This window comes from Nocardioides sp. NPDC057772, assembly GCF_042798075.1.
Lineage (GTDB): Bacteria > Actinomycetota > Actinomycetes > Propionibacteriales > Nocardioidaceae > Nocardioides.
Window position 1 is genome coordinate 1 of the sequence record NZ_JBHVKN010000137.1, and the last position, 13,414, is coordinate 13,414.

15 protein-coding genes and 1 tRNA gene are annotated in these 13,414 nt (G+C 70.0%); 5 read left to right on the plus strand and 11 right to left on the minus strand.

Features of this window, described 5'->3' with window-relative positions:
- Positions 1 to 60: 60 nt before the first annotated feature.
- Entirely contained in the window at positions 61 to 1,140 is a 1,080-nt protein-coding gene (hisC, locus tag ACFVJS_RS19620; RefSeq protein ID WP_378883736.1) for a histidinol-phosphate transaminase, read from the minus strand.
- An 11-nt stretch (positions 1,141 to 1,151) separates the two neighbouring features.
- Complete coding sequence (locus tag ACFVJS_RS19625; RefSeq protein WP_378883739.1) at positions 1,152 to 2,042, minus strand: dimethylarginine dimethylaminohydrolase family protein; 891 nt, start codon at positions 2,040 to 2,042, stop codon at positions 1,152 to 1,154.
- 154 nt (positions 2,043 to 2,196) lie between these two features.
- On the opposite strand from ACFVJS_RS19625, the gene ACFVJS_RS19630 reads away from it, so the two are divergent.
- The 4 genes from ACFVJS_RS19630 (at position 2,197) to ACFVJS_RS19645 (ending at position 4,714) form a co-directional block, all read left to right on the plus strand.
- The gene (locus tag ACFVJS_RS19630) at positions 2,197 to 2,868 is read left to right on the plus strand and encodes a GntR family transcriptional regulator (protein WP_378883741.1); all 672 of its coding nucleotides are present in this window, start codon (positions 2,197 to 2,199) and stop codon (positions 2,866 to 2,868) included.
- Between the two features lie 74 nt (positions 2,869 to 2,942).
- Positions 2,943 to 3,335, plus strand: coding sequence for a phage holin family protein (locus ACFVJS_RS19635; protein ID WP_378883743.1), 393 nt, complete (start codon positions 2,943 to 2,945; stop codon positions 3,333 to 3,335).
- 63 nt (positions 3,336 to 3,398) lie between these two features.
- On the plus strand, positions 3,399 to 3,860 hold the full coding sequence (locus ACFVJS_RS19640) for a low molecular weight protein-tyrosine-phosphatase (protein WP_378883745.1): 462 nt from the start codon (positions 3,399 to 3,401) through the stop codon (positions 3,858 to 3,860).
- The gene (locus ACFVJS_RS19645) at positions 3,857 to 4,714 is read left to right on the plus strand and encodes a fructosamine kinase family protein (protein WP_378883747.1); all 858 of its coding nucleotides are present in this window, start codon (positions 3,857 to 3,859) and stop codon (positions 4,712 to 4,714) included. Before ACFVJS_RS19640 ends, ACFVJS_RS19645 begins: the two co-directional genes overlap by 4 nt.
- Here the strand turns inward: ACFVJS_RS19645 and ACFVJS_RS19650 are convergent.
- The 4 genes from ACFVJS_RS19650 to ACFVJS_RS19665 form a co-directional block, all read right to left on the minus strand.
- Positions 4,711 to 7,380 carry a VWA domain-containing protein gene (locus tag ACFVJS_RS19650; RefSeq protein WP_378883750.1) on the minus strand — a complete coding sequence of 890 codons (2,670 nt, stop codon included), beginning with the start codon at positions 7,378 to 7,380 and terminating at the stop codon, positions 4,711 to 4,713. The two genes, ACFVJS_RS19645 and ACFVJS_RS19650, sit on opposite strands and share 4 nt — an antisense overlap.
- A 167-nt stretch (positions 7,381 to 7,547) precedes the next feature.
- A tRNA-Ser gene (locus ACFVJS_RS19655) sits at positions 7,548 to 7,635 on the minus strand.
- A 10-nt stretch (positions 7,636 to 7,645) separates the two neighbouring features.
- Complete coding sequence (locus ACFVJS_RS19660) at positions 7,646 to 8,113, minus strand: nucleoside deaminase (protein ID WP_378883752.1); 468 nt, start codon at positions 8,111 to 8,113, stop codon at positions 7,646 to 7,648.
- Between the two features lie 26 nt (positions 8,114 to 8,139).
- Positions 8,140 to 8,652 (minus strand): tRNA adenosine deaminase-associated protein, encoded by a 513-nt coding sequence (locus ACFVJS_RS19665; RefSeq protein ID WP_378883754.1) that lies wholly within the window; start codon positions 8,650 to 8,652, stop codon positions 8,140 to 8,142.
- Between the two features lie 81 nt (positions 8,653 to 8,733).
- On the opposite strand from ACFVJS_RS19665, the gene upp reads away from it, so the two are divergent.
- On the plus strand, positions 8,734 to 9,375 hold the full coding sequence (gene upp, locus ACFVJS_RS19670; protein ID WP_378883756.1) for a uracil phosphoribosyltransferase: 642 nt from the start codon (positions 8,734 to 8,736) through the stop codon (positions 9,373 to 9,375).
- A 158-nt stretch (positions 9,376 to 9,533) separates the two neighbouring features.
- Here the strand turns inward: upp and ACFVJS_RS19675 are convergent, their stop codons facing one another.
- The 5 genes from ACFVJS_RS19675 to ACFVJS_RS19695 form a co-directional block, all read right to left on the minus strand.
- Positions 9,534 to 10,067 (minus strand): DoxX family protein, encoded by a 534-nt coding sequence (locus tag ACFVJS_RS19675; protein ID WP_378883759.1) that lies wholly within the window; start codon positions 10,065 to 10,067, stop codon positions 9,534 to 9,536.
- Positions 10,068 to 10,155: 88 nt separating this feature from the next.
- Positions 10,156 to 10,716: an RNA 2',3'-cyclic phosphodiesterase gene (gene thpR / locus ACFVJS_RS19680; protein WP_378883761.1), complete on the minus strand. Its 561-nt coding sequence runs from the start codon at positions 10,714 to 10,716 to the stop codon at positions 10,156 to 10,158.
- Between the two features lie 33 nt (positions 10,717 to 10,749).
- Positions 10,750 to 11,484 (minus strand): VIT family protein, encoded by a 735-nt coding sequence (locus ACFVJS_RS19685; protein ID WP_378883762.1) that lies wholly within the window; start codon positions 11,482 to 11,484, stop codon positions 10,750 to 10,752.
- Positions 11,468 to 11,986 carry a hypothetical protein gene (locus tag ACFVJS_RS19690; RefSeq protein ID WP_378883765.1) on the minus strand — a complete coding sequence of 173 codons (519 nt, stop codon included), beginning with the start codon at positions 11,984 to 11,986 and terminating at the stop codon, positions 11,468 to 11,470. Before ACFVJS_RS19690 ends, ACFVJS_RS19685 begins: the two co-directional genes overlap by 17 nt.
- 2 nt (positions 11,987 to 11,988) lie before the next feature.
- Positions 11,989 to 13,227, minus strand: coding sequence for an amidohydrolase (locus tag ACFVJS_RS19695; protein WP_378883766.1), 1,239 nt, complete (start codon positions 13,225 to 13,227; stop codon positions 11,989 to 11,991).
- Positions 13,228 to 13,414 lie beyond the last annotated feature (187 nt).

The following is a 13,414-nucleotide window of genomic DNA, read 5'->3' on the forward strand; positions in this document are numbered from 1 at the left end:
GAGCAGAGGTCCGGCAGCGTTCGCGCTGCTGGACCTCTGCTCTGTGAGCCGCTCCCGTCGTCAGCTCTTCGGGAACGAGCCGGCGAGCTCGATCAGGCGGGTGTTGGCCTCGACCTCGCCGATCGATACGCGTACGCCCTCGGGCGGGTAGGGACGGACCATCAGGCCGACCTCGTCGGCGGCCGCCGCAAACTCGGCGCAGCGCTCGGCCGACTCGAAGGCGAACCAGACGAAGTTGCCCTGGGCGTCGGGGACGTCCCAGCCCGCGGCGCGGATCCCCTCGACCACACGGGTCCGCTCGCTCACCAGGTCGTCGACGCGCGCCAGCAGCTCTGCCTGCCGCTCGAGCGAGGCGACCCCGGCTGCCTGGGCGACGACGTTGACGCCGAACGGCAGCGCCATCGCCCGCAGGGTGGCGGCGATCGGCGCAGGCGCGAAGGCGTAGCCGACCCGGAAACCGGCCAGCCCGTAGGCCTTGGAGAACGTACGCAGCACGACCACGTTGGCCCGCGAGCGATAGGTGGCGATGCCGTCGACCGCGTCGTCCATGCGGACGAACTCGGCGTAGGCCTCGTCGACCACGACCAGCACGTGCTCGGGCACCTTCGCGAGGAAGGCGTCGAGCTCGGTCTGGGTGGCCGAGGCACCGGTGGGATTGTTGGGGGTGCAGACGAAGACGACCTTCGTACGCTCCGTGATGGCCGCCGCCATCGCGTCGAGGTCGTGACGGCCGCGCTCCGTGACCGGCACCTTCACCGCGGTCGCACCGGCAGCGAGGATCGCGATCGGATACGCCTCGAAGCTGCGCCAGGCGAAGACGACCTCGTCCTCGGGACCGCAGTAGGCCGAGACCAGCTGGAAGATCAGCGCCACGGCACCGGTCGAGAGGGCGAGCTCCTCGGCCGGCACACCATAGGCCTTCGCAAGCGCGTCGTAGAGCTCCGTGCTGCCCGCGTCGGGGTAGCGGTTGACCCGTCCGGCCGCCTCGGCGGCGATCTCCACGACCCCGTCGAGCGGCGGGTAGGGGTTCTCGTTCGAGGAGAGCTTGTAGGTCACCAGACCGGGCCGCTCGACCGGCGGCTTGCCCGCGACGTACGCAGGCATAGCGGCGACACTGGGACGGGGCTGTGGGGTGCTCATATCGTGAGATCCTAGGTCGGGATGACCTCGCCCCCGTAAACCACGGGCACGTCGCGACCGACCACGATGTCGAGCGGGTTGGTGACGCAACGGACCGACCCGCCACCGAGGTGGAGCTCGCTCATGTCGACGATCCGGATCGCGAAGCCCCAGCCCTCGAGGACCGGCCGGATCCGGTCCGGGCAGGACGGCATCACGATGGTGCGGCCGATGACGATCGAGTTGGCGGCGAAGGTGCTGAGTGCCTCCTCCTCGGTGATGACCAGCGGCTCCGGGACCAGGTCGAGGAGCGCCTCGGCGGACTCCGGCGCGAGCGCGTCCGGGCAGACGATCGCACGGCGCTCGTCGAGCGGGCAGAAGGCCAGGTCGAGGTGGTACATGCCGGAGTGGGTCGTCCGTACGCCCATCACCCGCACACCCATCTCGGTCGCCAGGGTCTTGAGCGCCATCTCGTCGGTGCGCGGGCCGGTGCCGGCGACCAGGTGGCCGGCGAACGGGAAGACGTCGCCCGCCTCGAAGGTCGGCCCGACACCATCCTTGCCGACGTACGCCGTGCCCCAGCCGTTCGCGGCGAACCACTCGATCGCGGAGCGGGTCTCGTTGCGGCGCTCGGGGAAGCGCATGTGGGAGAGGAGCACGTGCCTGCGGCCCTCAGAGAGGGTCGCTGCGAAGCCGAGGTTCATCGCGTAGACCATGTCGGGGCTGTCCTCGCGCGGCGCGATGACGTCGACGCGGCCGCCGAGCTCCTCGATGGTCGCCTTGAGGGTGTCCCACTGTGCGCGAGCACGGACGGGATCCGGCTGGATCTCGGTGTCCATGAACGGGTTGATGGCGTAGTCGATGCGGTAGTGCGTCGGCTCGGTCATCAGGTAGTGACGGCCCCAGGCCAGCGAAGTGCTCACTCGTACCCCTCTCAGGTCAGATCCAGGTCAGATCCAGGTCAGCTCGTCGGATTGCCTGATTGACTGATTGACTGATTGTCAGACAATCCCGTGCGGTTAGGTTAGAGCACGAACGGTCATCACCGGAAGCCGACGCAGATAGGACAATGGGTCCATGTTCGAGTCGCTCACCCTGGACGAACCCGCATCGACGGTCGACCGCGTCGCCGACGAGCTCCGCCGGGCGGTGTTCGAGGGCGAGCTGGAGTCGGGCACTCCGCTGCGCGAGCACGGCCTCGCCGAGTCGCTGGGTGTCGGCCGCTCCACCGTCCGCGAGGCCCTGACCATCCTGGTCGCCGAGGGCCTGGCCACCCGCGCGCCCAACAAGGGCGTCGCCGTCGCCACCCCGGAGGCCGCCTCGGTCCGCGACGTCTGCGCCGCCCGCTGGGTGCTCGAGGGGGCCGGGGTCCGCAACTGGCTCAACGCCTCGCCCGAGACCCGCCAGGAGGTGCACGAGTCGCTCGACGCGTACATCACGGCCGTTCACTCCGAGAAGGCGTCCTACCGCGAGCTCAACGAGCGCCACCTCGCCTTCCACCTCTCGCTCGTGGCGCTGACCGGCTCACCACGGCTGGTCGCGATGCAGGAGCACCTGGTCCTCGAGCTCAAGCTCGCCCTCGCTCAGGTCGACCGCATCCGCCGCAACGCCCACGACCAGGCCGAGGACCACGCCGCCCTCGTCCGCCTCCTCGACGCCGACCGCATCCACGACGCGGAGCGGTTCCTGCAGAAGCACCTCTCCGATGCGGCCCACGACATCTGCAAGGCGCTCCGGCTGGAGAAGTGACCTGAGGTCACGCAGTCGTCAGGCCTGCCGCGCGCCTCTTACACCAGGCTGGCGAGCCTGCCAGACTCGATGACATGCGCATCGTGACCTGGCTCATCACCAACGCCATCGCCCTGGCCGTGGCGACCTGGCTCGTCGGCGGGATCTACTTCGACGGCCCGTCCAGCGGCATGGAGGAGGTCAAGCAGAAGCTCCTGCCGCTGCTGATCGTCGCCCTCGTGCTCGGCATCGTCTCGGCGTTCGTGAAGCCGATCCTGAAGGTCCTCTCGATCCCCTTCATCCTGCTCACCCTGGGTCTGTTCCTGCTGGTGATCAACGCGGCGATGCTCGGCCTGACCGCGTGGATCCTCGGCCCGACCGGGGTCGGTTTCCACGTCGACGGGTTCTGGGCCGCCGTCCTCGGTGGCATCATCATCTCGATCGTCGGCTGGGGCCTCGACCGGGTCTGGCCCGACAGCGACGAGTAGCAGATCGGAGCCCGAGATTCGGCATCCGCCCCGCGTTCTTGGCGGAAATGCAAAACTCGGGCCATGAAGATCGCGGTCGTCTGCCTGGGCAACATCTGCCGTTCTCCGATGGCGGAGGTGGTGCTGCGCGACCGTCTCGACGGCGCCGGGCTCGACGACGTGGAGCTGGTCTCGGCCGGCACCGGGGGCTGGCACGCCGGCGAGAAGATGGACCGCCGGGCGGCGGCGACGCTGCTCGAGGCCGGCTACGACCCCGAGCGTCACCGGGCCCAGCAGTGGCCGGTCGGGGACCCCGAGACGTACGACCTGGTGCTGGCGATGGATGCCGACAACCTGGCCGATCTGGCTGGTCAGGCGCCGGAGAACGGGCTGCGCATGTTCCGTGATTTCGATCCCGAAGGCCCCGGCGACGTGCCCGATCCCTATTACGGTGGTGTCGAGGGATTCCGGGAGGTGCTGGCGATGGTGGAGCGTACGAGTGATGCGATCGTCGCATCCGTGGCCGCGTCGAGGCCTGGTTCGTGACCCGTCAGCCCGCGGTCGCCCGTCGTGCCGAGCAGCTGCTCGGGGCGGCGGTGGTGAGCACGTCTTCGGTCGCGGGCGGTGATATCTCGACCGCCACCAAGATCCGGCTCAGCGACGGCTCGCTGGTCCTGATGAAGGCCCTCTCCCCGGCGCGCGACGACTTCGTGGCCGCCGAGGCCCGAGGTCTCCGGTGGCTGGAGGAGTCGGGGGCCGTGAAGGTTCCCGAGGTGCTCGCCGCCGAGCCCGACTGCCTGGTGCTCCGGTGGATCGAGCCGGGCCGTCCCAACGCGGAGACCGCCGAGGACCTCGGCCGCGCGCTCGCCGGGCTGCACAGCACCCCGGTCTCGGGGTTCGGTGCGGACAAGGACGGCTTCATCGGTCGGCTGCCGATGCCCAACAAGCCGACCGACACCTGGGCCGAGTTCTATGCCGTACGCCGCCTGCTGCCCTATCTCAAGGCGGCCCGGGACCGCGGAGCCATCGACGCCGCCGGCGCCGAGAGCGTCGAGCAGGTCGTCGGAAAGCTGACCTCGCTGATCCCGGAGGAGCCGCCGGCACTGCTCCACGGCGACCTCTGGAACGGCAACGTGCTCTGGGACCGGAGCAGCGAGGCGTGGCTCATCGACCCGGCTGCGTACGCCGGTCATCGTGAGGTCGACCTCGCCATGCTGGCCCTCTTCGGCCTTCCTCACCTGGAGCGGACGATGGCCGCCTACGAGGAGGCGACCCCGCTCGCGGAGGGCTGGGAGGAGCGCCAGGGCCTCCACCAGCTCTTCCCGCTGCTGGTCCACGCGGCCATGTTCGGCGGCGGCTACGGCGCCCGGGCAGCCACCGTCGCGGCGCGCTACCTCTAGTCGGCGGAGCCGCCGCAGTCACCCGCCGGGATCCTGGCCTTCGCCTCGATGCTCGGCAGGTTGGCGGCAGCCGCCTGGGTGCCGAAGTTGCCGAAGACGGCGAGCATGACGTCGTTGATGAGGCTCTCGCGCGTGCCGGCGCCGTAGTAGCGGGCGCCGGAGGCGGCGGCGACCTTCTCGAGGAGACACTTGTCGGCCGAGTTGCCGTAGGGGATCGTGTAGATCCGGACGCGGGACTCGCTGCCCGCGATGTCGGCGACGAGCGCGTCGTTGGCCGCCTTGTTCTCCTCCGCGTCGGATCCGTCCGGGGTCAGGTTGGTGGCGCCGTCGGTGAGCAGCACGACCGCCTTGGTCTTGGGGTTGTCCGGGTCGTTGGTCTGCGCGAGAGCGTCGTGCGCGGCCTGGACCGCGGCCGGGAGCTGGGTCGTCCTACCACCGGCCTCGATGGCACCGATCTCGGCTCTGACCTGCGAGATCCGGTCACCCACCGGGGTCAGGGCGGTCTTGCGCACCGAGCTCCCGAACGTCCACACCGCCAGCTCGTCCTTGGGCGCCAGCAGCCCGATCGCAGCGTTGGCGGCGCTCTGGACCCGGTCGATCTTGGCAGCCCCCGGCGCGACCTCGTCGTTCATCGACCCGGAGTTGTCGATCAGCAGGATGACCTGGGCGTTCTTGCGTACGCCGTCCCACTCGGCGCGGATCCGCTGGATCGCCTCGGCCTCGGGCTGAGGGAAGGTGTCGTCCTCGTCGACGGAGCCGATCTGCTCGAAGCCGCCCTCGACGAACGCGGCCTGCGCCTCCTCCTCGCCGAGAAACCCGTAGAACTCCTCGGCCAGCTCTCGCTGGGCCTCGGAGAGGCCTGGCATCACGACGTACGGGTGGTCCATCGCCAGCGTCCCCTCCGGCGGGATGTGCGACTCGAACCTCGTCACCCGCGGGTGACTCTTCTCGCCGTAGCCCGGCAGCTGGTCGCAGTCGGGCTCGGAGCCGGAGGGCAGGCCGCTGTTGTAGAGATCGACCAGCTGCTTCTGGATCACCAGCGCGTCGACGGGGTCGACGATCCCGCAGTAGAGGTCTTGGAGGTACGTCGTCGCCTCGTCGCCATAGCTGCCCACCGAGGACTCGAGCTCGCGCACCCAGGCGTTGACCGCTTCGTCCTCCGGCGTCTGCGGGGTGATCTCCACACTCGCTCCGGCTGCGGCGTCGGCCCGGACGGCGGCGTTGTAGGTGAGCACGCTCGCGCCCAGCCCCGAGGTCGACCACAGCGGCTCGTCGCGGCCGAGCACGAACCCGGTGCCCGCGGCCTTGCCGGCGACCGCCTTCGCCTTGAGCCACTCCATCGACACCTCCTCGCCGTCCGCCGTCCCCTCCGGCACCGCGATCACCATCACGCTCTCGGTGGTGGAGCCGAGCGTCTCGTACGTCTTCTTCGTGTCGAGCTCGAGGAGCTCGGTCCACATCGAGGAGGTGGGGAGCCAGACGTCGGGGCGGCTGCGGCCGGTCTGGCTGCGCTCGAACATCGGCTCGACGATCTCGACGTCCCAGTCGGAGGCGAGCGCCTCCATCGCGGCGCCCGAGGTCAAACCCAGGACCTCGACGTCGACGCACCGCCCGTCGACCTCGCGGCCGGTCTCGAACTGGGTGGCAAGGCTCCGCACGAGGTCGTCCTTCTCCGTGGAGGAGGTGACATCGAGGACCACGCACTCGCCCGTCGGTCCGGGGCCGTCGAGCCAGCGGATGACCAGGACGGTCCCGACGACGGCGAGGACGACCGCGCCGGCCACCGCCATGATCGCGTGGGCGCGCACCCAGTTGCCGAGCCAGGCGATCACCGCGGCGATGATCTCGGTGAGCGCGCGGGCGAAGCGGCGCGGCAGGCTGATCCGGGCGTTGAGCCGGGCGAACGCCGCGGAGATCAGGATCAGTGTCACCCCCTCGTCGTCGCTGACCGAGCCGTCGCACATGCCGAGCAGGCGGCCGGTGCGGGCATGCACCATCGGCACGCCCTCGCAGTCGCCGACCTCGAGCGGGGCCTCGTTGAGCACCGTCTTGACCTGGACGTACGCCACCCCGGCTGCCCGGATCTCCGACTCCACCCACACCCCGGCGCCGTTCAGCGCGGTCGGGTCGTGGAGCAGGACCTTGGTGTTGACGACCGGCGAGGCGAACCGGAACGGGAGTACGCGGCGGGGCAGCCGCTCGACGCCCACGACATCGAGCGCGACGATGCGATGTCCTGAGCCTGTCGAAGGGTCGTCCTCACGGTCGGCGAGACGTACCTCGACGCTGACGTCGCCGGTCGCCGTGCGTACGTGCGGGAACCGCACCCGGATCGTGTCGCGGTCCAGGTCACCGGCTCCCACCGCGGCCTCGGCCACCCGCCGGGTGGTGAGGATCCGCTTCGGGGAGACGACGAAGCCATAGCCGACGTGGTCACCCGCCTGATCGAGGACCGTGACGAGCGCGCGGCCCCAGCGCTGGTGGCGAGAGACGGGCAGCTCGGTCGCGATCCCGATGCCCAGGAACATCAGCGCCACCCAGGTGAACGGCGAGCGGACCATGTCGCCGAGGTTGCCCGGGGTCTGCTGGACCGCCCACCCTCCCAGGAAGATCGCCACCATCGCGACCATCGACACGACCGCGCGGGGGAAGGGAAACAAGGGCACGCCGGAGCTCCAGTGGGGGTCGCGGGCAAAGGTCCGTCCGGACTATAGGGGGCGACGAGCGGCCGTGAGCGGCAAATGTTTCAAGTGGCCCGGGCCGGATGGCGCGGCCGGAAATGCAGCAAGGGCGCTTGATCTGCGTTGTCGCAGGTCAAGCGCCCTTGGCTGGCTGGCGGTGACGGTGGGATTTGAACCCACGGTAGGTCTCCCTACACAACATTTCGAGTGTTGCACCATCGGCCGCTCGGACACGTCACCGCCGAATAAGTTACAGCCTCGGAGGGTCTTCGCCGAAATCGGGGGCGCCCCGCTGGGCCCCGAAGAAGTCCTCCAGCAGCGCGCGCTGCTCGTCTGCCAGCAGCCCGGCGACGACCTCGGGCCGGTGGTTGAGCCGGCGGTCGCGTACGACGTCCCACAACGAACCCACCGCACCGGCCTTGTCGTCGAAGGCGCCGAAGACGATCCGCTCCACCCGGGCCAGGACCGCGGCTCCGGCGCACATCGTGCACGGCTCCAGGGTCACCACGAGGGTGCAGCCCTCCAGCCGCCACTCCCCCCGCGCCTTGGCCGCCTCGCGCAGCGCCACCACCTCGGCATGTCCGGTGGGGTCGGCCTCGGCCTCGCGTACGTTCCTGCCGCGGCCGATCACGGCCCCGGCCGGGTCGACGACGACCGCGCCGATCGGCACGTCACCCGTCGCCAGGGCAGCACGGCCCTCCTCGAGGGCGGCCCGCATCGGGACCTCCCATCGGTTGGCTGGTGTCACGCCGGCATCAAGCCGACGGCGTCGTCGAAGGCCTCGCCGCAGCCGATCGCGCGGGCGATCTCGGAGAGCGTCTCGTCGGGGTAGAGGTCTTCCTCGAACATGTCGTCGATGAGGATGCCCATGTCGACCGCGCTCATCCCGAAGTCGGCGAGGATGCCGAGATCGCCTGCCGGGTCGGCGTCCTCTTCCTCCTCGACCTCCTCGGGCAGCGGCAGCCCGAGCACGTCGAGCGCCGAGGCGGCCAGCTCCCACTCGTCGGCGGCGGTCACGTCGGAGAGCAGCACTCTGGTCGCGGCGCCGGTGACCCGGACGATCACGAAGAAGTCCTCGTCGATCGCCGCCATCGCGATCGCCCCACCATCGCCCGGAAAGCGGTGGAGCGCGTGCGTCAGAGTCTCGACATCGGTCAGCAGGTCGTGAGCGAGCTCGCGCACGACCCAGGCGCCGTCCTCGCGATACATCGCGACGGCGAAGTCAACACCCTCGATCTGCTCCAGCTGATCAGACACACGACCAGAGTGACACCGAAACCGCGCTGGGTCTAGGGGGAATTGGTGACCTCAGGACAAACCGATCGTAGGGTTCAGCCCATGGAGACCCTCGTTGTGGACCACCCGCTCGTCGCCCACAAGCTCACCACGCTTCGCAACAAAGAGACCGACTCGTCGACTTTCCGTCGTCTCGCCGACGAGCTCGTCACGCTGCTCGCCTACGAGGCGACCCGCGGCGTCCGGGTCGCCCCGGTCGACATCGTCACCCCGGTCGCGCCGACCCAGGGCGTACGCCTCACCGACCCGCAGCCGCTGATCGTCCCCATCCTCCGGGCCGGTCTCGGGATGCTCGACGGGATGATCCGGCTGCTGCCGACCGCCGAGGTCGGCTTCCTCGGCATGGTCCGCAACGAGGAGACGCTGGAGGCGACGACGTACGCCGAGCGCCTCCCCGCCGATCTCTCCGGCCGCCAGTGCTACGTGGTCGACCCGATGCTGGCCACCGGCGGCACCCTCGCCGCGGCGATCGACTTCCTCGTCTCCCGCGGGGCCGACGACATCACCGCCGTCACCCTCCTGGCCGCCCCCGAGGGCGTCGCCGCACTGGAGAAGGCTCTCGAGGGCATCGAGGCCCCCGTCCGGGTCGTCACCGCGGCCATGGACGAGAAGCTCAACGAGAAGGGCTACATCGTCCCCGGCCTCGGTGACGCCGGCGACCGGCTCTACGGCGTCGCGGGCTGAGCTCGCGGGTTCGGGGTAACACGCTGTTCGTGGGGTTCGTTCGCGTGTAACACGTCGTTCGTGGAACTATCCGGTCGTTCGTTTAGGGCGAGTAGTGCTACGAACGACGTGTTACACGGCGCGCGGCCGACCGGCGGCGGCTCGACCAGCGCAGGGCCTCAGGCCTTGATCGTCACCTTCTCCTCGACGTACGGCTGAGCCTCGACGGTCTCGGCCTCGACTGCCTCGGCCTTGCGGGCCTTGCGCTTGGCAGCCATGGCTTTGAAGGGCCAGGTGAGGAGCTGGTCGAGGGTGAGCCGGCCGGGAGCGACCAGGCCGAGCACGAGGGCGGCGGCGCCGAGCGCGGCGGCGAGCTCCCAGCCACCCTGGTCGACGAACACCTCGGTGGTGCGGTGGGCGTACCAGATCGCACCGGCCATCTGGCCCGCGAGCAGGATCCCGACGACCGGCGCGAACAGCCCGACCGCGAGCAGGGCACCACCGACGAGCTCGACGTAGGTCGCCACCTGAGCGGCGAGAGCGGGCTCCGGGACGCCCAGGCCGCGCAGGAACCGCTCGGTGCCGGCGAAGCCCTGGTCGTACTTCTGCCAGCCGTGCGCGACGAAGATCCCGCCGACCACCGCACGGGCGGCGAGCAGCACGACATCGTTGAAAAGTCCGGTGTAGGCGTTGCGCCCCACTCGACGACTCATGTCCGATTCTCCTCTGGGGGTCGGGTCTGAACGAGCCGCACACGGTAGCGACCGCGGTTCGCGCCCGTTACCACCCGGGGCTTCCTCGTCAGCCGAAGGGAAACTCCGCAACCACGTCGTGGACCGGGCGCTTCCGCGGCCCCTCGCCGAGCCGTGAGTGGACCAGCGCGAAGGAGGAGACGGTCCAGGCCGGGCCACGGTACGCATCGAGCAGCCGCACCCAGTTGCTGAGCTCGACCGGCGTGCCGGTGCGAGCGATCGTCAGGTGAGGGCGGAACCGGCCGCCGTCGACCTCGACCCCGGCCTTGACCAGGGCGTTCCTGGTGCCGGCGGCGACCCGGTCGAGCTCCTCCGCGGCGTCGGTCTCGACGGCCGCGTAGAGGACCTTGCCCTCGGCCACGTTGGGAAAGGCGCCGCCACCCGTGATGGTCATCTCGAACGGCGTACGCCGCCCCGCGGCCGTCTCCAGCCGGTCGATCGCGTCATCGAGGGACCTGTCCGGAACGTGCTCGGCGAAGGCGAGCGTCAGGTGAAGCTGGTCGGGCGCCGACCAACGGAAGGAGGCCGCGTCGCGGCGTACGGACAAGAACTCGTCGAGATCCTCGATCACCGACTCCGGCGGGATCACCGCCACGAACATTCGATTCATCGGTGCCCATTGTGCCCGGCGGGTGGGGTCGGGTCACCCGAGTTGTGTGCCGAGGAGATCGCCGACGAGGTAGGTCACCAGCATCGCCAGCAGACCGCCCGCGACGTTACGCAGTGCCGCCCGGGCAGGTGGCGCGTACCCGAGGCGCGCGCTGGTCCAACCCGTGACGGCGAGCGCGGCCATCACCGTGAGGATCGTCGCCCAGACGCGGGCTCCGTCGGGGAAGAGCGTGATCGCCAGGAGCGGCAGCAGTGCCCCGAGCGTGAAGGAGATCATCGACGCGGCGGCCGCCGCCCACGGCGAGGTGAGGTCGTCGACGTCGATCCCGAGCTCCAGGGCGGCGTGGGCCCGCAGCGCGTCGCGCTCGGTGAGCTGCTGGGCCACATCGGCGGCGGTGTCGGGCTCGAGACCCCGGGCGCGCAGGAAGCCCTCCAGCTCCTGGAGCTCCTCCTCGGGCATCTCCCGCAGCTCGCGGCGCTCCTTGGCGATCAGCGACTCCTCGGTGTCGCGCTGGGTGGAGACGGAGACGTACTCCCCCGCCGCCATGCTGATCGCGCCCGCCACCAGGGCGGCGACACCGGCGATGAGGATCGTGCTGTCATCGGTGGTGGCGCCCGCGACACCCATCACCACACCGGCGGTGGAGACGATGCCGTCGTTGGCTCCGAGCACGCCCGCGCGCAGCCAGTTGAGCCGGTTGTTCAGACCCTCGGCCCGCTCTTCGGCGTCGCCGTGCCCCGCGTGGGCACCCTCACTGGGGAGCGTCACTGCTTCCCTCGCCGGGGACGGGCTCCTGCGGGTTCTCGCAGTAGGTGACCGGGCCGCTCTCGCCGCCGTGGTACGCGTAGGTCTTCCCGGCTGCCTCGAGCACGACGCGCACGCCGTCGGTCAGGACGGTCGTGTACATCTTCCCGGGCTCGGGGCAGCCGAGGCTGCTGTCGGGCCAGGTCACCTTGTCGTGGGAGACGACGGTGATCTCCTCGCTCTTCACCCCCTGACGCTTGGCCAGGTCGGCGATCGCGGCAGCGACCTTCGGGTCCTCGGCGGGCGTCGGACTGGACGATGTGGGCACATCAGACACGTTAGCGCCTGGGTCGGTCGCCTCGGAGCCACATCCGGCGAAGATCGGGGTCAGGGTCAGCGCCAGGACGGGCAGAAGGTAGGCCGCACGGTGGTGGCTGCACTTGCTCTGGTCGGTGCTCTGGTCGGTGTTGTCGTCGGTGGGGGTCATGTCCTTGGGTACGTCGCCGATCCGGGGTTCGTTGCGCATCCTCAGATCCCGAACCGCGTCGCGCGCTCCCGGGTGACGCCGCCGCCACGCCCGGCGTCGGCCTCGTGGTCCCAGCTGTAGACCTCGGTCCCGGTGATGAAGACACGCTCCGCGCGGTGGTCGGTGTCGAGCGGGTCTCCGGACCAGATGACCACGTCGCCGTCGAGCCCGGGTGCGATCGCGCCGACCCGGTCGTCGAGGCCGAGGAAGCTCGCCGGGTTCGTGGTGATCGCGGCCAGGGCGGTGTCGCGCGGGAGGCCGTCGCGTACAGCGAAGGATGCCTGATGGACCAGGAAGTTGATCGGGATGACCGGGTGGTCGGTGGTGATGGCGACCCGCACGCCGGCGGCCGCCATGGCGGCGATGTTGCGGTTGGCCCGGTTGCGCACCTCCACTTTCGAGCGGCTCACGAACATGGGCCCGTAGATGACCGGGATGTCCTTCTCGGCGAGCACGTCGGCGAGCAGATGACCCTCGGTGCCGTGGTTGACCACGAGGCGGTAGCCGAACTCCTCGCTCAGCCGGATGGCGGTGGCGATGTCGTCGGCGCGGTGGGTGTGCTGGTCCCAGGCGAGCTCGCCGGAGAGGACGCGGGCGAGCGTCTCCTTGCCGAGGTCGCGGTCGAACGGCTCGCCCTTCTCCTCGGCCGCTGCCTTCCTGGCGGCGTAGTTCTGGGCCTCGACGAAGGCCTTCCGGATGATGTGGGCGACACCGAGACGGGTCGACGGGGTCTTGTTCTGGTCTCCGTAGACGCGTTTGGGGTTCTCGCCGAGGGCGCTCTTGACCGAGACCGCGTCGGAGACGACCTGCTCGTCGATGGTCCGACCGCCCCAGGTCTTGATCGCGATCGTCTGGCCGCCGATCGGGTTGCCGGATCCGGGCTTGATCACCGCGGTGGTCACCCCTCCGGCGAGCGCGTCGCGGAAGCCCTCGTCCTCGATGTTGATCGCGTCGATCGCGCGCAGGGCCGCGCCGTCCGGGTCGGTCATCTCGTTGGTGTCGTCACCGGCCCAGCCCTCCCCCTGCTCGTGGGTGCCGATGTGGCCGTGGCCCTCGACGAAGCCAGGGAGGAGCCACTTGCCCTCGGCATCGATGGTGTCGATGCCGTCCGGGACGGCGACGTCGGCGCCCACTGCGGTGATCACCCCGTCCTCGATCACGACCGTGCCGTTCTCGATCGGCTCGCCCGAGATCGGGACCACGTACGCATGGGTGATGGCGACAGAGGAGCGCTGAGTCATGACGGTCATCATGCCGGGCTCCGGCCGTCTGTCCGCCCTCAAGTAGAGATCGACTCCGTCATCCCTATGCCCCCGCGATGTCCAGGGCTGTTCCGTACAGGCGCGTGACATGCAGCCTGATCACCACCCGGCCCTCCACGACCAGCTGCTGCAGGAAGGCGGCCTCCTCGGCCGGATCCTGGAAGGC

Bases quoted from the DNA above. Each gene is read 5' to 3' on its own strand.
- hisC (WP_378883736.1), bottom strand. From the start codon at position 1,140: ATGAGCACCCCACAGCCCCGTCCCAGTGTCGCCGCTATGCCTGCGTAC.
- ACFVJS_RS19630 (WP_378883741.1), top strand. From the start codon at position 2,197: ATGTTCGAGTCGCTCACCCTGGACGAACCCGCATCGACGGTCGACCGC.
- ACFVJS_RS19635 (WP_378883743.1), top strand. From the start codon at position 2,943: ATGCGCATCGTGACCTGGCTCATCACCAACGCCATCGCCCTGGCCGTG.
- ACFVJS_RS19640 (WP_378883745.1), top strand. From the start codon at position 3,399: ATGAAGATCGCGGTCGTCTGCCTGGGCAACATCTGCCGTTCTCCGATG.
- ACFVJS_RS19660 (WP_378883752.1), bottom strand. From the start codon at position 8,113: ATGCGGGCCGCCCTCGAGGAGGGCCGTGCTGCCCTGGCGACGGGTGAC.
- upp (WP_378883756.1), top strand. From the start codon at position 8,734: ATGGAGACCCTCGTTGTGGACCACCCGCTCGTCGCCCACAAGCTCACC.
- ACFVJS_RS19675 (WP_378883759.1), bottom strand. From the start codon at position 10,067: ATGAGTCGTCGAGTGGGGCGCAACGCCTACACCGGACTTTTCAACGAT.
- thpR (WP_378883761.1), bottom strand. From the start codon at position 10,716: ATGAATCGAATGTTCGTGGCGGTGATCCCGCCGGAGTCGGTGATCGAG.
- ACFVJS_RS19690 (WP_378883765.1), bottom strand. From the start codon at position 11,986: ATGCGCAACGAACCCCGGATCGGCGACGTACCCAAGGACATGACCCCC.
- ACFVJS_RS19695 (WP_378883766.1), bottom strand. From the start codon at position 13,227: ATGACTCAGCGCTCCTCTGTCGCCATCACCCATGCGTACGTGGTCCCG.